At 74.0% G+C, this 16773-nt stretch carries 13 protein-coding genes; 7 read left to right on the top strand and 6 right to left on the bottom strand.

Features of this window, described 5'->3' with window-relative positions; genetic code table 11:
- Nucleotides 1-63: 63 nt before the first annotated feature.
- Together ACWCRA_RS15530 and ACWCRA_RS15525 are read right to left on the bottom strand one after the other, a co-directional pair.
- A complete protein-coding gene (locus ACWCRA_RS15530) occupies nucleotides 64-1353 on the bottom strand; it encodes a sensor histidine kinase (protein WP_351555701.1) in 1290 nt (429 codons plus the stop codon).
- 117 nt (nucleotides 1354-1470) lie between these two features.
- A complete protein-coding gene (locus ACWCRA_RS15525) occupies nucleotides 1471-2121 on the bottom strand; it encodes a response regulator transcription factor (protein ID WP_351555703.1) in 651 nt (216 codons plus the stop codon).
- Nucleotides 2122-2378: 257 nt separating this feature from the next.
- On the opposite strand from ACWCRA_RS15525, the gene ACWCRA_RS15520 reads away from it, so the two are divergent.
- The 5 genes from ACWCRA_RS15520 (at nucleotide 2379) to ACWCRA_RS15500 (ending at nucleotide 7861) form a co-directional block, all read left to right on the top strand.
- Nucleotides 2379-2960: a hypothetical protein gene (locus tag ACWCRA_RS15520; protein ID WP_351555706.1), complete on the top strand. Its 582-nt coding sequence runs from the start codon at nucleotides 2379-2381 to the stop codon at nucleotides 2958-2960.
- Between the two features lie 17 nt (nucleotides 2961-2977).
- On the top strand, nucleotides 2978-4276 hold the full coding sequence (locus tag ACWCRA_RS15515) for an efflux RND transporter periplasmic adaptor subunit (RefSeq protein ID WP_351555709.1): 1299 nt from the start codon (nucleotides 2978-2980) through the stop codon (nucleotides 4274-4276).
- Nucleotides 4273-5100, top strand: coding sequence for an ABC transporter ATP-binding protein (locus ACWCRA_RS15510; RefSeq protein WP_451067827.1), 828 nt, complete (start codon nucleotides 4273-4275; stop codon nucleotides 5098-5100). The genes ACWCRA_RS15515 and ACWCRA_RS15510 overlap by 4 nt, the downstream gene beginning before the upstream one ends.
- On the top strand, nucleotides 5097-6332 hold the full coding sequence (locus tag ACWCRA_RS15505) for an ABC transporter permease (protein ID WP_351555713.1): 1236 nt from the start codon (nucleotides 5097-5099) through the stop codon (nucleotides 6330-6332). Before ACWCRA_RS15510 ends, ACWCRA_RS15505 begins: the two co-directional genes overlap by 4 nt.
- Nucleotides 6333-6796: 464 nt before the next feature.
- The gene (locus ACWCRA_RS15500; RefSeq protein WP_351555715.1) at nucleotides 6797-7861 is read left to right on the top strand and encodes a ParB/RepB/Spo0J family partition protein; all 1065 of its coding nucleotides are present in this window, start codon (nucleotides 6797-6799) and stop codon (nucleotides 7859-7861) included.
- A gap of 486 nt (nucleotides 7862-8347) precedes the next feature.
- On the opposite strand, the gene ACWCRA_RS15495 is transcribed toward ACWCRA_RS15500, so the two are convergent.
- Together ACWCRA_RS15495 and ACWCRA_RS15490 are read right to left on the bottom strand one after the other, a co-directional pair.
- Entirely contained in the window at nucleotides 8348-8947 is a 600-nt protein-coding gene (locus ACWCRA_RS15495) for a sigma-70 family RNA polymerase sigma factor (RefSeq protein WP_351555718.1), read from the bottom strand.
- A gap of 77 nt (nucleotides 8948-9024) precedes the next feature.
- Complete coding sequence (locus ACWCRA_RS15490) at nucleotides 9025-9651, bottom strand: hypothetical protein (protein ID WP_351555721.1); 627 nt, start codon at nucleotides 9649-9651, stop codon at nucleotides 9025-9027.
- A gap of 325 nt (nucleotides 9652-9976) precedes the next feature.
- On the opposite strand from ACWCRA_RS15490, the gene ACWCRA_RS15485 reads away from it, so the two are divergent.
- Together ACWCRA_RS15485 and ACWCRA_RS15480 are read left to right on the top strand one after the other, a co-directional pair.
- Nucleotides 9977-10978, top strand: a complete 1002-nt coding sequence (locus ACWCRA_RS15485; protein WP_451067885.1) for a ferric reductase-like transmembrane domain-containing protein — start codon at nucleotides 9977-9979, stop codon at nucleotides 10976-10978.
- A gap of 530 nt (nucleotides 10979-11508) precedes the next feature.
- Nucleotides 11509-11664 (top strand): hypothetical protein, encoded by a 156-nt coding sequence (locus tag ACWCRA_RS15480; protein WP_451067826.1) that lies wholly within the window; start codon nucleotides 11509-11511, stop codon nucleotides 11662-11664.
- Nucleotides 11665-11926: 262 nt separating this feature from the next.
- Here the strand turns inward: ACWCRA_RS15480 and ACWCRA_RS15475 are convergent, their stop codons facing one another.
- Nucleotides 11927-12919 (bottom strand): ABC transporter substrate-binding protein, encoded by a 993-nt coding sequence (locus ACWCRA_RS15475; RefSeq protein ID WP_351555729.1) that lies wholly within the window; start codon nucleotides 12917-12919, stop codon nucleotides 11927-11929.
- A gap of 94 nt (nucleotides 12920-13013) precedes the next feature.
- Nucleotides 13014-16586 carry an SAV_2336 N-terminal domain-related protein gene (locus ACWCRA_RS15470; protein WP_451067825.1) on the bottom strand — a complete coding sequence of 1191 codons (3573 nt, stop codon included), beginning with the start codon at nucleotides 16584-16586 and terminating at the stop codon, nucleotides 13014-13016.
- Nucleotides 16587-16773 lie beyond the last annotated feature (187 nt).

Here is a 16773-nt window from a genome sequence, read left to right as displayed (position 1 = left end):
GGCTCCCGGGGCGCGCGCCGCCCCGGGAGCCTCCCGTGTCCGGCCTGATCCGAGAGAAACCCCCTAGCGGGGGACGGCCCCGGCGGTGGCGGTCTCCTCGGGAGCCGGTTCCGGGAGGCGGGGGAAGGAGACATCGACGCGGAGCCCGCCGGAGGGGTGGGCGGTGGCGGTCAGGGGGGCGTCGTGGGCCTGGGCGATGGCGCGGACGATGGAGAGGCCCAGGCCGTGGTGGCCGTCGCGGCCGGCGGTGCGGTCCAGCCGGTGGAAGGGTTCGAAGAGGCGGTCGAGCTGGTCGGCGGGGATCGGACGGCCGGTGTTGGTGACCGAGACGACCGCGCGGCCCGCGCGGGTGCCGCAGTGGATCTCGACGCTGCCGCCGGGGATGTTGTAGTCGGTGGCGTTGTCGAGGAGGTTGGCGATGAGCCGCTCCACCAGCGCCGGGTCGCCGTGGCTGTGCGCGGCGGTGATCCGGGTGCCGACGCGCAGCCCGCGCCGGTCGAGTTCGGGGCGGGCGGCGGCGACGACCTGCTCGGTGAGCCGGGCCAGGTCCAGGGGGGCGCGTCGGTCCAGGCCGCGTTCGCCGGTGGTGAGGGTCAGCAGCGAGTCCAGCAGCCGGCCCTGCTGCTGACAGATCTCCAGCACCCGCCCGAAGGTGGCGCGCAGCTCCCCGGGGCCCGCGTCCTCGTCGATGAGCATCTCCTCGATCAGGGCGTGTTCGAGGGTGAGGGGGGTGCGCAGTTCGTGCGCCGCGTTGGCGACGAAGCGTTTATGGGTGCCGAGTGCCGTCTCCAGCCGCTCCAGCAGCCCGTCGACGGTGTCCGAGAGGTCCTTCATCTCGTCGCGCGGCCCCTCGGCGGCGAGCCGTTCGTGGAGATTGCGCGCGGTGATCGACTGGAGGGCGGAGTTCATGGTGGAGAGCGGGCGCAGCACCCGCCGGGCCACCAGCCAGCCCAGGGCCAGCGAGATCAGGATCATGATGGCGAGCGCGATCCCCGACTGCACCAGCAGGTTCTGGAGCATCGACTCGTGCTGCCGCTCCGCCTGCCGCCGCATGTCCTTGCCGAGGTCGAGCAGCGGCCCGTTCCCCGGTCCCTCGGTGGGCCCCTGGCCGGACCCCGGGGTGGGAGGGCCCGGGGCGCGCCGCACCTTGGTGACGACATTCCGGGGACGGGTGCTCACCAGCAGATAGACGATGGCCAGCAGCACCGTGCCGGAGACGGTGAACAGCGTTCCGTAGAGCAGGGTGAGCCGGGTGCGGACCCGGCTCGGCCGTAACCGGGCGGGCGGGCGCGGCAGCCGGGGGAGGCGCGGGACGCGGGAGGCGCGGGGGGCTGCGCGGAGGGTACGGGGCATGGGTGCGGCCTCTCGGCCGGCTCGCGCACGGGCGCGGGCCGGCGGGACGACGGGCTGGGGCGGGGGCCGGTGCTGGTCAGGGGCCGGTGGCGGGCGCGGCAGGGCGCGGGCCGTGGGTCAGATGCGGTAGCCGCCGCGCGGGACCGTGTCGATCAGCGCCGGGCTGCCGATCTTGGACCGCAGCCGGCTCACCGTCGCCTTCACCGTGGTGGTGAACGGGTCGGCGGCCTCGTCCCAGACCCGTTCCAGCAGCTCCTCCGCCGAGACCACCCGGCCCTGCGCCGCGAGCAGATACTCCAGCACCGCCAGCTCCTTGGGGCTGAGCGCCAGCTCGCGCCCGCCCCGGGTGGCGACCCGCCGCGCCGGGTCCAGGCTCAGATCGCCGTGGACCAGGATCGGCGGCACCGCCGGCTGCGACCGCCGTCCGATCGCCCGGATGCGGGCGATCAGCTCCTGGTACGCGAACGGCTTCGGCAGATAGTCGTCGGCGCCCAGACTCAGCCCCTCCACCCGGTCCGCGATGGTGCCGGACGCCGTGAGCATCAGCACCCGCGAGGTCGCCCCCGCCACCAGCGTCCGGCAGACCTCGTCGCCGTGGACCCCGGGGATGTCCCGGTCCAGCACCACCACGTCGTAGTCGACCACCGAGGCGCGCTCCAGCGCCTCCGCGCCGTCGTGGACGACATCGACCGCCATCCCCTCGCGCCGCAGCACCCGCGCCACGGACGCGGCCAGTTCGGCCTGATCCTCCACCACCAGAACTCTCATCGCCCGCCCTCCGCCGAACGCACCTTCCGGTCCCCGGACGGTGCCCACCAGCCTGCCCGCCCCCCGGTCGCACACCGGTCACAGCGCGCCGGCCCGCCTCAACGTACCCGGCGCCGGCCCGTCACCGTCAGGTCCCGGTGCGAACCGCGCTGTGACCGGACGACTCGTAGAACGGAGTCGTCACACCGCAACGCATCGGCGTCACCAGCGGGCCCACCGCCCACACGGACGGCCCGAGGACACGGAGGGACCAGCACATGAGCAGGACACACGCACCCGGCGGCCGACGCGCCGCCGCCAGGGCCGCGATGGCCTTCGCGGCCATCACCGTGCTCAGCCTCACCGCCGTCGCCTGCGGGGAGTCCGACGACGGGGGCTCCGGCGACGACGGCGGCAACTCCGCCCCGAAGGGGGAGGGGACCGGCACCGCCGACCGCACGGCGGCCCTGGTGGCGTACTCGCAGTGCATGCGGGAGAACGGCGTCGCCTCCTTCCCCGACCCCGTCGACGGCCGGCTCCGGCTCCAGGTGCAGCGCGGCGGGCCGCTCGACCCGGAGAACGCCACCTACAAGTCGGCCCAGCAGGCCTGCAAGGACAAGGAGCCCCCGGGCCTCGCGAGCGGCTCCGGCGCGGGCAGCGACCAGGAGAAGCAGCTGCTGAAGTTCGTCTCCTGCATGCGGGAGAACGGCGTACCGGCCTTCCCCGACCCGGTCGAGGGGCGCCTCCAGCTCAACCGCGGCCCGGAACTCGACCCCGAGTCCCAGGTCTTCAAGAAGGCCGAGGAGACCTGCCGCAAGCACATGCCGGGCGGCGTCGCCCCCGGTCCCGGACCCAACTGAGACCGGCGGTGGCAGTGATGAGCGACGAGGCACCCGAGACGGCGCCGAGGGCCGGGGCGGCGACCGGCCCGGTGACGGGGCCGGAGCCGGAGACGCAGCCGGGGAAGGAAGCGGAGGCCCAGGCGCCGGCCGGGACGGTCGCGCCGGGCGCGCCCGCCGGGAAGCCCGAGCCGCGCCGGCACCGCCGCCGGCGCAGAGGACCCCTGCTCGTCGCCGCCGCCGTGGTCCTGGTGGCCGCGGCGGGCGGGGCGGTCGCCGTCACCGACCCGTTCGGCGGCGACCCGGTGGCGGCGCCGGACCAGGAGCGCGGCGGCGCGGTCGCGACCGTACGGGAGGGTCCGCTCTCCGCGCAGGTCAGCCAGGTCGGCACCCTCTCGTACGCCGCCCGCCCCGACGGCGGCGCGCACACCGCCGTCAACCAGTCCCGGGGCATCTACACCTCCCTCCCGGCCGTCGGCGATGTCATCAAGTGCGGCGAGACCCTCTACGGCGTGGCCGACCGGCCCGTCCCCCTGCTCTGCGGCTCGCGGCCCTTCTACCGCGATCTCGCGTACGGCGACGAGGGCCGGGACGTCAAGGCGCTCAACCGGAATCTGCTGGCCCTCGGCCACGCCGGCTCCGGTGAGATCGACGAGGACTCCGACGAGTTCGGCGCCGAGACCCGGGAGGCGCTGATCAACCTCCAGGACGAGATCGGCGCCGAGGAGACCGGGCGGCTGAAGCTCGGCGACGCGGTGCTGCTCCCCGGCCCCCTGCGGGTCACCAGGACGGTCGCCCAGCTCGGCACCCGGGCCGTGCCCGGCTCCCCGGTCGTGGAGGCCGGCACCACCAGCCGCCAGGTGCGGGTGGAGCTGAACGCCTCCCAGCAGACCGGGGTGAAGACCGGCGACCGGGTGCGGGTCACCCTCCCCGACAACCGCACCACCCCCGGCCGGGTCAGCCGGATCGGCACCATCGCCACCTCCTCGTCCGGCGACGGCGACGGCGGCGACCGCGAGGAGGCCTCCGCCTCCGGCGCGTCCACCGCCGCGCTCCCCGTCTACATCACCCTGGAGCGCCCCAAGGACGCGGGCAGCCTCGACCAGGCCCCCGTCCAGGTCCAGATCACCACCGCCGGGGTGAAGAAGGCCCTGACCGTCCCGGTGACCGCGCTCGTCGGTCTCGCCGGGGGGCGGTACGCGGTGGAGCGGGTCACCGCGGCGGGCGGGCGGGAGACCGTGCCCGTCACCCTCGGGCTCTTCGACAGCGCCGGGGGGCAGGTCCAGGTGACCGGCGCGCTCGCGGCCGGCGACCGGGTGGCGGTGCCCTCGACATGACCACCCTTCCCTCGCCCCGGACGGTCCCGGGCGCCGTGTCCGCGGCGCCCGCGGCGCCTTCCGCGTCCGTCGCACCCGCCGTCCTGGAGCTGACGGCGGTCACCAAGACCTACGGCGAACAGCCGCCGGTCGCCGCGCTCCGGGGGGTCTCCTTCACCGTCCGCCGGGGTGAACTGGTCGCGATCGTCGGCCCCTCCGGCTCCGGCAAGACCACCCTCCTCCAGGTGATGGGCACCCTGGAGCGGCCCACCGAAGGGGTCGTACGGATCAACGGCATCGACATCGCGACACTGGACGACCGGCGGCTGGCCGCCCTGCGCGCCCGCAGTATCGGCTTCGTCTTCCAGCAGTTCTTCCTCGCCGAGTACGCCACGGCGCTGGAGAACGTCGCGGACGGGCTGCTGTACGCGGGCACCGGGGTCCACGAGCGGCGCCGGCGGGCGTCGGACGCCCTCGCCCAGGTCGGGCTGGGGCACCGGGAGGGCTTCAGGCCGGGGAAGATGTCCGGCGGCGAGCGCCAGCGGGTGGCCATCGCCCGGGCGCTGGTGGGGCGGCCCGCCATCGTGCTCGCCGATGAGCCCACCGGAAATCTCGACAGCACCACCGGCGCCGCCATCGTGGCACTGCTCCACCAGCTCAACGCGGAGGGCGCGACGATCGTCGTCATCACCCACGACGCGCAACTCGCCGCCCGGCTCCCGCGCCAGGTGCACGTACTGGACGGGCGGATCGTCTCGGACAGCACGGGCGGCGGGAACAGCACGGGCGGCGCGGGCGGCGGGAACAGCACGGGCGGCGCGGGCGCGGGGGAGGAGAGCGGATGAACGCCGAGGACCTCACCGCCCCCGCCCGGCTGCGCCTCGGCGACCAGGCCCGGCTGGCCAGTATCGGCATCCGCTCCCGTCCGCTGCGCGCCGCGCTCTCCGCGCTCGGGATCGCCATCGGGGTGGCCGCGATCGTCGCCGTCCTCGGGCTGTCCTCGTCCTCCCAGGCCGGGCTGCTCGCGGAGATCGACCGGCTCGGCACCAATCTGCTCAAGGTCACCAACGGGCAGACCCTCAGCGGCAAGGAGGCACAGCTCCCGCTGGAGGCCCCCGCCCGGCTCTCGATGCTGGACCCGGTCGAGGAGATCGCCCATGTGGGGACGGTCGCCGACGCGAAGGCGTACCGCAGCCCGCTGGTCCCCTCCACCAACACCAACGCCCTCCAGGTCAGGGCGGCGAGCCTCAATCTGCTCCCGGTGATCGCCACCGGGGTCGCCCACGGGCGCTGGCTGAACGAGGCGACCGCCACCAAGCCGGTGACCGTGCTCGGCGCGACCGCCGCCGAGCGGATGGGGATCACCCGGGTCTATCCGGGGCAGCGGGTCTGGCTGGGCGGCCAGTGGTTCTATGTCGTGGGCATCCTGGAGCCGGCCGCGCTCACCGGCGAGATCGACACCAGCGCGCTGATCGGCTATCCGGCGGCGCGTGACTATCTCAACCATGTCAGCGTCGTGGCGGGGAAGCCCGTCGGCGGCCCGCCGAGCACGGTGTACGTCAGGTCCGCCACCGATCAGGTGGGCGCGGTGCAGTCGGTGCTCGCGCAGACCGCGAACCCGCAGGCGGCGGGGGAGGTCGACGTCAGCCAGCCGTCCGACGCGCTCACCGCGCGCGCGGCGGCGGAGGGCGCCTTCAACAGCCTCTTCCTCGGCCTCGGGGCGGTGGCGCTGATCGTCGGCGCGGTCGGTGTCGCCAACATCATGATCATTTCGGTTCTGGAGCGGCGGTCCGAGATCGGGCTGCGGCGGGCGCTGGGGGCGACCAGGAGCCAGGTGCGCGGCCAGTTCCTCGCCGAGGCGGTCATGCTGGCGCTGATCGGGGGCGCGGTCGGGGTCGGGGCGGGGGTGGCGTCGACCGCCATCTACGCCAGTACCCAGGACTGGGCCGTGGTGATCCCGGTCGAGTCCTGGGTCGGCGGGATCGTCTCCGCCCTGCTGATCGGTGCGCTCGCGGGGCTGCTGCCCGCGATCCGGGCGGCGCGACTCTCCCCGACGGAGGCGCTGCGCACCGTGTGAGACCGCCCGCGCGGACACCGTTTTTTGGGGGGTGTCCGTGAGGGCAACGAGGGGGGTACGGGCCACCGGTGGGGTGTGGTCCGTACCCCCTTGCGGTTGTTCCCGGCGGGGTCCGGGGAGGGCCCTAGGGGATGCGGGGTCCCGGAATAGGGGACTTCTATGGGTACGCACGGGAACACGCGTTGTTATAGTCGGATTTGAGCTGAGCAGTGAGGGGGTCGGGGGACCCGTCCTCACGCCGGCAGGGGGGTGAAGCGGGGGCCTCCACCTGGGAAAGCGTGCGACGGGGAGGGTGCGCGACGGGGGGAAGTTTCTCGCCACCACGTCTTCTTCAGCAGACCACGATCACTCCGGCGGAGCCCGGTCCCGACACCACGCGCGCCGCCCGGCGCCGGCGTGGGGTCTCTCGGTGGACGGGCACGGGGTGGTCGCTCCCGGGTGGGATCACATCGTGAGGAGTCTCAGTGGAGTCGGGGACCAAGCACGTACAGCAGCACGTACAGCAGGCGCAGCACACACAGCAGCAGCACGCGCAGCACGTACAGCTCGCGCAGTTCGTCCAGCCCGTTCAGGAACCGGTTGTCCAGGTCGACGTCGACGCGCTGCACTCCGCGGACTCGCCGCGGATTCTCGGTGAGAGCACGGACCATGTGGAGGCGCTCGCGACGGCGCACGCGGAGCTGCCGCCGATCATCGTGCACCGGCCCACGAACCGGGTCATCGACGGGATGCACCGGCTCAAGGCGGCGCGGCTGCGGCGGCAGGGCACGATCGGCGTGCGGTTCTTCGACGGCGACGCCGCCGACGCCTTCGTGGTCGCCGTCAGCATGAACATCGCCCACGGTCTGCCGCTCTCACTGGCGGACCGCAAACAGGCCGCCGAACGCATCATGACCTCGCATCCGCAGTGGTCGGACCGGATGGTGGCGGCGGTGACGGGGATCGCCGCGCGCACGGTCGCCGGGATGCGGAAACGGGTGCCGGGGGTGGCGTCCGCCGACAGCGCCCGGATCGGGCAGGACGGGAGGGTGCGGCCGGTCAACCGGGCGGTGGGGCGGAGGCTGGCGAGTGCGCTGATGACCGAGAACCCGGGGCTCTCGCTGCGGCAGATCGCGCAGGCGGCGGGGATCTCGCCGGAGACGGCGCGCGATGTGCGGAACCGGCTCAGCCGGGGGGAGGACCCGGTGCCGGGGGAGCGGGGGGCGGGCGGCTGCGGGGGCCGCCCGGCCCGTGCCGCCGCTCCGGCCGCGCCTCCGGAGCCGCCTCCGGTCGACCGCGCGATGATCAAGGACCGCGCCCTCCTGGTGGCCCGGCTGCGCGCGGACCCCTCCCTCCGCTTCAGCGAGAGCGGGCGCACGCTGCTGCGCCTGCTGAACATGCACACGCTGGAGGCGGCGGGGTGGGATCACTTGGTGGATCATGTGCCGCCGCACTGGGGTGGGGTGGTGGCGCAGTTGGCGCGGGATCACGCCAAGATCTGGGCGGAGTTCGCGGCGAAGGTTGAACGCCAGGTGACCCCTTCCCCCTGACCCCGGACCCGGCCCGCGGGGTGCGGGTCTCCTGTGGTGCGGGGTCCGTCCTCAAACTCCCCCAGAGCTGCCTCTGGGAGGTGCCCCCAGACGGGCTGGGCGTATTCAGCCTCGCCGGCGTTTGAGGCGCGGGGGTTCGGGGGCTGGCCCCCGACCGTGGCCCGCAGGGTGCGGGGTCCTGTGGTGCGGGGTCCGTCCTCAAACTCCCCCAGAGCTGCCTCTGGGAGGTGTTCCCGGATGGGCTGGGCGTATTCAGCCTCGCCGGCGTTTGAGGCGCGGGGGTTCGGGGGCTGGCCCCCGACCGTGGCCCGCAGGGTGCGGGGTCCTGTGGCGCAGGGTCCGTCCTCAAACGCCGGACGGGCTGAATTTGCTCGGGTCTCCTGTGGCGCAGGGTCCGTCCTCAAACTCCCCCAGAGCTGCTTCTGGGAGGTGCCCCCAGACGGGCTGGGGTTGCTCGGGCTGCCCGTCGTGCGGGGGCGGTGGGGGCTAGGCGGCTGAGGGGAGGGACGGGGGGTGGGGGGCGTGCCAGATGGCCGCCAGGTCACGACGGGCCCGCGCCACCCGCGACCGTATCGTCCCCACCGGACACCCCACCACCTCCGCCGCCTCCGCATACGACAACCCCACCACACACGTCAGCACAAACGCCCTCCCCCGCCCCGGCTCCAGCCCCCGCACCGCGTCCCCCAGCGCCACCGCCTCCTCCAGCCCGGGCAGATGGCGCGGCTGCGCCCGGTCCGCCGCGCTCAGCCAGTCGGCGGTGTCGGCGACACGGGGCCGTACCGCCGCCCTCCGGTAGCGGTCCACCACCACCCGGCGGGCGATCGCCAGCAGCCACGACCGGGCGCAGGAGCGCCCGGCGAACCGTCTCAGACTCGGCAGGGCGCGCAGATAGGTCTCCTGGGTCAGATCCTCGGCCCCGCGCACATCGGCGGTGAGGTGCGCGACGAACCGCCGCACGTCCTCGTACGTGGCCCCCACGAACAGCTCGGCGGCCCGCTGATCGCCGAGCCCGGCCGCCAGCGCCCAGCCGGTGATCTCCGCGTCGCGGTCGCGCTCGGTCTCGACAACATGGGAAGAAAGCATCACAAAACGTCCTTCATGTCCGGGCAGAGCCCGTCAGGGATTCCCGTGGGGAATGGATGAGGTGACGAGGTGACGAATCAGAAGGAGAGCGCGGGCGGCCCGCGCCGGGGGAGCGCGCGCAGGGACACCAGGGACGCGGGCGCCCGGACCGGCGCCCCGTGGCCGGGCGGTACCCGGAGCGGGACCGGCGGGAGGCACACCCCGCACAGCACCGTGCGGACGAAGCGCAGCCGCCCCCCGGCGAACAGCCGGAGCGCGCGCGACAGTTGCACGAGCGCCCGCTCCCCGCGCCAGAGCCACCACCCGCACACCGCCCCGGCGAGCAGATGGGCCATCCCCATCGCACCGGTCAGCGGGGTGAGCGCGGACGGATCGAGCACACCGCCGGACGGCGCCCGCGCCATCCCCGTGTGCCCGGGCGGATGGAGCCCGCCGCCCCCGGCCGGCGGATGGGCCACCAGCCCGAAGAGCATGTGCAGCGCCAGTTGCCCGGCGGCGCTCGCCGCGACGACGCACCGCGCGGAGCGTTCCGTACGGGTGAGCCGCCAGGCCGCCGCGCATACCGGCGGGATCACCACGAGATATCCCCAGAGGGAGGGTGACGCACCGTCGGAGGAGAGCGCATGGCCGAGCCCGGACACCACGACGCACACAGCGGCGAGCACCGCGGTGTGGGCGAGGCGGAGTGCGGGTCCGGCTCCCATGGGAGTCATGGTGCCAGTGGGACCTGGGGTCCGGGGAAGACCCGCTGATGCCGACACATCGCCCGATCACGCCCTTTGCCCGGACACCCGGACACAGTGATGCACGTCACTGAGGAGTGCCGGGAACTTTCCGGCCACCGTGTCCGACACCTCCACCGACACGCCCCGCACGCGCCCCGGGCCCGCGCGGGTCTCAGCGAGGAGCGGAGCCGAGCCGATGCAGCCGAACACGGAGCGAGCGACTCCGGAGCCGGAGTCCCCCGACGGCGCCGCCGGGCAGCACCCCGGGCCGACGGCGGCGGGCACGGGCACGGGCGCGGAGGGCATGGGATCGGGATCGGGAGCCGAGGGCACGGGAGCGGGATCGGGAGCCGAGGGCGGACAGGGCCTGGTCTCCATCCCCCGCGCGCGGGAGCGCTCCCAGCCCCGGATCACCCTCCGCTCGGACCTGCGCAACAGCGTCCTGGACGGCACGGTCGCCCTCGCCATCACCGCCGTCATCTTCGTGATCCTCTATCTCCGCATCCGCGCGAAGACCTCCTCCACGGTCACGGTCATGCCCTTCATGGCCGACACCGGCGCGTTCTGGGTCTACTTCGTCAGCCAGGCCTTCGGCTGGTCGGCGCTGCTGTGGGCCTGGGGCACGGTCATCCTCGGGCTGCTGCTCTCCGGCCCCCGCCCGTCCTGGCTGCCGATGTCGGTCCCCCGGCTGGAGCGCCTGCACCGCACCACCAGCATCAACACCATCGCCCTGATCTTCGCGCACGCCCTGGCCTTCGCCGCCGAGCTGATCCGCCACGACACCGACACCTGGTACGGCAGCACCTGGACGGCCTTCGTCGAGTCCTTCGTGCCCGGCGGCTACGAGTCCGGCACCGGCCGAATCGCCATCCCCATCGGCCAGGCCGCCCTCTATCTCGCGATCCCGCTCGGTCTGCTCTTCTACATACGCCACCGCATCGGCCCCAGGACCTGGCGGGTGATGCACCGCTTCGTCCTCGTGGTCTATGTGCTGAGCGTGTGGCACACCCTGCTGTACGGGACCAACGTCTGGTACGACGGCTGGTTCCGCACCTCCATCTGGCTGCTGCAACTCCCCATCGCCGCCCTCTTCCTGGTGCGGCTGCTCCGTCCGGCGCGCCGCTCCCAGCGGCTGGCCGCGCCCGGCGCGCGCTCGGGTTCGGCGGCCGGCTGGGGCCTGCGGCTCACCGGCCGGGTACTGGCCGCCGCGGCCATCGCGGTGCTGCTCGCGGTGGTGATCTCGGGCCGTGACGGCGGCCGTACGGAACCCCCCGCCGACACCTCCTCCACCCACAACCACGACTGACCCGGCGGCCCCCGCCCAGGCGTTCGCGAGACACCCTCCGCCCCCGTTCGGCAAGCCGCCGCGCGGGGGCTTTCGCCTGTGCGGAAGGGAATTTCGGGGGCCGCTCCCGGCGGCTCATCACGCCGTGAAAACTGCGTTGCGGGTACCCCCACCCCCTGTCAGGATCGGGGCATGACCACAGGAAAGGCGGACACCGCCACCACCCGGTGAGTGCCGTGACGCATCAGCGTCCGGGCGCTCGGCCCCGACGCAGTTTCCGAGTTCTCGCAGTACGCATCCGTGGGTATCGCACGCGTTGACGCGCGTCGTTACGTCCACGGAGCGGACCCCTCTCCTCCTCCCCGAACGCCTGCCGCCGGCGTGCGCCTCCGCGCGCCGGCCGGCCGGCCGAGCGCGGGGGAAGGGGCCGCGCGGGAGCCCGACCGACGTTCCACCCGGCACACGCGAGTGGAACCGCCGCCGCCGGCCCCACCGGACCATGGCCGCCGACGGAAGACCTCGCCGCGTACCTCCCTCTCAAGGTGATGAAGATGACCACGACCCTGCCCCGAGCCGTACCGACCACCCCGCCCGGCCCCGATATGCCCTGTTCGCAGGGCGAGCCGGGGCTCGGCGACACGGCACCGGCGAACGGTCCGCGCGGCATGCGTGGCATGCGTGGGCGCGACCGCCGACGGCTCGGCTGAGGCCGGGCGGGAGCGGGTGATGACGATGACGACACACGTGAGGATGAGGACGATGGCGGCTGTACCGCGACTGACGATGACCGTGACCCCGTTCAACGGCGCCTCCGAGGACGACGAGAGCTGGGACCCCGGCTGATCCGGGGGCCCCGGGGGCCCGGACGGCGAACCGCCCGGCGCGGAGACCTCCCCGAGGAGAGGCCCGTGCCGGGCGGTTCGCCGTGCTCCGGTGGGCTGCCGCGTCACCGCGTCACCGCGTCATGCGTCACTTGGTGAGCGCGGTCTGCATCTCCTGGAGGATCTTGCCGGCGGCGGTGTAGCCGATGCCCTGAATCCACAGCTCGTCCTCGACCGGGAAGACGTTGCCCTTCTTCACCGCGCCGAGGTTCTTCCACAGCGGACCGCCGAGGACCTCGGTGGCCTTGGCCTTCTTCGGGTCGCCGATGGTGGAGTGGAAGATGACATCGGCGTCGGCGGTGTCGATCTTCTCGGGGCTCACATTGAGCATGAAGCCCTCCTCCGCCTTGTCGGTGATGGCGGGGCGGCCCAGACCGACATCGGCGAGCAGCGTGCCGATGTAGTTCTCCTTGCCGTAGATGCGGATGTCCGCGCCCTCGATGAAGCGCACCATGTTGACCTCGGTGCCGGCGGCCTTCTCCTTGCCGCCCAGGGCCTCGGTGACGGCGGCGGTCTGCTTCTTGTAGCCGGCGATCGCCTTCTCCGCCTCGGCCTCCTTGCCCAGCGCCTTCGCGTGGGTCAGGAAGTTCTCCTTCCAGGGGAGGCCGGTGGACTCGGTCATCACGGTGGTCGCGATGGCCGACAGCTCCTTGTACTTGTCGGCGTGGCGGATCTTGCTGGTGAGGATCAGATCGGGGTCGAGCGCCGCGATGGTCTCCAGGCTGGGGTCCGGCATCTCGCCGACCAGCTTGACGCCCTCGACCGACTCCTTGGGCAGATGGCCGGGGAAGCCCGAGGGGGTGTCGGTGCGGGTGGCGCCGACCGGCTTCACACCGAGGGTGATCACGGAGTCCAGCTCGGCGGTGTCGAGCACGACGACGCGCTTCGGCTCGGCGGGCACCTTGACATCGCCCATGGCCGTCTTGACGACCGTCGTCTTCGAAGCCGCCTTGTCCGCGCCCTTGTCCTCGGAACCCGAGCCCGAGTCCGAGCCGGAGCCGCAGGCGGTGAGCGTGAGAGCACCGGCGAGTGCGGTGGCCAGGGCGAGAGTTCGGCGGCGCGAGGAGGTCGTGCTGATCATGGACATTCCGCTTTCGTGCTGGGGACCCGACGCAGGTTTGGTAAGGCTTGGCTAAGTGTAAGTGTGTTTGGCTGAATCCCGACAGGGGGATCGGCTACCGGCGCGGGCCGGGGCTCGCCACCGCCTGCAGTTCGAGCTCCGCGTCGAAGGGGGGCGGTTCGACCTGGGCGTGGAAGGTCAGCACCACCGAGCGGCTGACCGACGCCCAGACCGTGTCGTCGTTCCAGTCCCCGTCGAGGACATCCACCTCGTGCTCGTGGAACGCGAACGCGGACTTCGTCATGAACCCCTCGATGGTGATCTCGGCCTCGACGGTCACCTCGCCGACGACCAGACCGTGGTCGTACTCCTCATGGCTGTGCCAGTCCAGGGTCGAGCGGTCGGGGTGGACGGACTTCACGGTCGGGGAGTCCAGCAGGGCGGGTATGTCGACGTCCTCCAGGTCGAGTCCGCCGCCGTCCCGGTGCGGATAGCCGTCCAGGAGGGTGGCGACCTCCCGTCCCGCGAGGTTCTCGCAGGCACCGTCGACGGCGTCCCGCAGCACCTCGTGGAGGGACCGGTCATAGGACTCCCAGAGGTCCTCGGGCCGTTCCGGTACGTGCTCCTCCTCGTCCGGGCCCGGTTGTGCGGACGTGAGGGAGACCGGCAGCCGGAGGGTGACCACGCACGACCGCTCGTCCGGCTCCCCGCCCCGGCTGGTGTCGACGACCGAGACCCGCTCGCCGAGCGGGGGCGGCACGGGGTTCCGGGAGGGCTCCAGGACGAGGAGGAAGGCGATGGGGGAGGGGTACTGGGTCAGCCGGTTGAGGCTCCAGGGCAGGGAGTCCCCGGAGCCCCGGCCCTCCGCCCGGACCTTGACCTCGAACGGGAAGAGCGACGACGACCCGTTGGGCGAACAGAAATAGTCCGGGCCGCCGTCCAGCGTGCCGGGCCGCAGATCGAACCCGCGCCGCTCCAGATACTCCGTCAGCTCATCCAGCAACGGGGAGGGGTCCCCCGGGGAGAGGGAGCGCACGGTACGTGCGGGGTCCGGCCCCATGAACCACAGCAGCGCCGTCAGCAGCCGTTCCGCATCCGGGAGCAGCTCCGCCTCGGCGCCGAACGGCATGATCCGGTACATCTGTCCGTACACGCTCCGGCGAGCGAATTCGAGCGGGCTGCCCTCCCCCGCGAGCCGGTTGCGGCCCAATGCCAGCGGAAGCCGCCCTTCCGTCCAGGAGGCGGAGGTGAGCCCCTGCCGGCCGGACAACTCCGCCAGATGCGTCAGTACTTCCGGTACCCCGAGGAAACGCGGCCCGCCGGGCAGCCCCTGCTCGACGAACCGGTGGATCGACGCGGCGCGCGGGCGGTCCAGGAGGGGTTCGCAGACCATGAGGTGGGTCGAGGGGGAGCGGGAGACCCGGGTGCCCGACTCCGTGAGCTCCCGTGTGGACTCCATCCCCAGGGTGTGGTCGAGGACCACCATCACCCGGCGTACGGAGGAACCGTGGACGATCCTCAGGACCTTGTCGAAGGGCACGCCGGTGGCGCGTGCTTCCCCCGGGACGGAGTCCGGGACCGCCCAGGCGGGCAGCTCCGGCCCGTCGCTCTCCAGCGTCCGCGCCGCGATGTAGAGGAAGAGCGCGTCCTCGGCCCGGTCGCAGGCCGCCTGGACCGCTTCCAGCACGGCTCGGGCGTCCGGAGGGTCCAGCACGGTCACACAGCGGTAGTCGGGCAGATTCCACCCGGCGGGGGAGGTCAGCAGGCCGCGCATCTCGTCCAGCGCGTCCGCCACGTTCCACAGGCGCGGAAGGCGGGTGTAGGCCGAGACGCCGATGAGCACCGCCGCACTGCGCTCCGGGTCCGGAAGCGGTGAGACGGTCTCCAGCTCCGGCTCCGGTTCGGTCTCCGGTTCCGGTTCCGGTTCCGGCTTCGGCACGACCGGTGCCGCCCGCCCCCCACCCCGCAGGACCCTCAGCAGCTCCCCCGACGCCTCCGCGAACGGCCGCAGCTCCTCGTCGTCCCGTGGATCGTCCGGGAGGGGGGAGCCGGAGGTCTCGACGGCGACGGCCCCCAGGCCACGGGGGGACGGCGGGTGGGCGGCGATGTAGCGGGTGAGGGCCGAGTGCATCAGCCAGGCGTCCCGGCGGGCCAGGGCCGAGGTCAACCGGCGCCGGGCCGTGCCCTGGAAGACCAGCACCGGCGGGGCGCCCCCGGTGCGCTCGACGGCGAGGACACCACTGGTGAGCAGCTCGGCGACCTCCCCGAGGCCCGCCTCGGGGACCACCTCCTGCCGGATGAGCTGGAGCAGCCGCAGCCCGATCCGGCTGAACGGGCTGCAGAGCGCCGCCAGTCGGACGGCGGCCGGGGTCCCGGTGCGGAGGAACGCCTCCGCCGCGTCCGGGGAGGCCCCGGCGGGCCCGGGCGCGTCGAAGGGGGTGGGCAGCGTGCCCGAAGCGGGGAGGAGGACCGCGTCGTACCCCTCCGGCGCGCCGTGCGCGAACCCGCGCGCCCAGCGGCCCAGCGAGTGGGGCGAGAAGGTCAGGGTGGGGAGCGCGACCCAGACGGGGCCGCCGCCCGGCGCCGGGGGCGGGGCGGGGAGCAGCGGCGCGGTGAACTCCAGGTCCCGGTTGGCGGCGGCGGGGGTGCGGTGGGTGACCCGGACGGCGGGGAGATCCAGCGCCGTGCGCCCCCACAGCCTGCCCGGGAGCGGATTGATCAGGGCGACGGGCACCCGGGCGGCCCAGTGGCGGACCAACTGCCAGCTCCGCGGCGCGTACCAGCCGCCGGCCGTGCAGTCGGAGACCACCAGCACCAGCCGCCGCCCGCCGGGCGCCGCCACCCGGCCCGGGGCGACGGTCCGCCCGGCGCGGTCCACCACGCGGGGTTCGTCGCCCGGCAGGAGCCGTACGGTGTCGACCCGGCGGAAGGTGCCGAGGCCGGCGAGGAGCGAGGTGAACTCGGCGACGGTGTCCGCCCACACGGCCATCGACGGGCTGTCGTCGACGACGAGCAGCACATCGAACCACGGCTCGGGCGCCGGGCCGAGCACCGGCAGCAGCTCACCGGCGCGGAGGCTGTGGCGCACGGTCGCCGCCAGGTCCAGCACCCGGCGCGGGCCCTGCGTCCAGCGGAGGCTGAAGGGGCGCAGGGCCCGGGCGAGCCGCAGCCTCCCGGGGAGCGCGGGCCCGGCGGCGACGGTCACCGGGGTGCCCGGGGGTGCCGGGGTGCCGGGCAGCGTCTCGTACAGCGCGAGCGCGGGGCGCGGCTCGGGAACGGGCGCGGGGGCGGGGGCGGCGGGGTCCGCCGCACGCGGCCGGTCGGGCTCGCCCGCCGAGCGCGCCCCGCCCGCCCGCTCGACACCGCCCCCGGGGCCCGCCGCCTCCCCGGCGGAAGGGTTCGCGGGCGGGACCGGTGTGCTCCCCGCCGCCAGCCAGAGCACATCCGCGAGGGCCGCGGAGTCGGTCCCCTCGGGCAGCAGCTCGACGAGCACGTCGGTGAGCACCCGCCCGAGCCCGCCCGTGCCCGGGGGAGCCGCACCGCTGGTGATCCCGCCGGGTCCGGCGGGCAGTGGGTCGGTGGGATGGCCTGTGGGGGCGGGCGGGGGACTGACTGTGGGTTCGTCCGGCAGCGGGCCCGTGGGGTCGCTCCCCGCGCCGCCCGTGGGGCCGACCGTGGCGTCGCGCATGGCGCCGTCTGTGAGGCCGGGCGGAGGGTCACCCGTGGCACTGCCCGCTGGATCGGGCGTGGGGGCGCCCGTGCCCGGGGGAGCCGCACCGCTGGTGATCCCGCCGGGTCCGGCGGGCGGTGGGTCGGTGGGATGGCCTGTGGGGGCGGGTGGGGGGCTGCTTGTGGGTTCGCCCGGCAGCGGGCTC

It is taken from the genome of Streptomyces sp. NPDC001889 (assembly GCF_053594535.1).
This window is presented reverse-complemented; position numbering and strand designations above follow the sequence as displayed.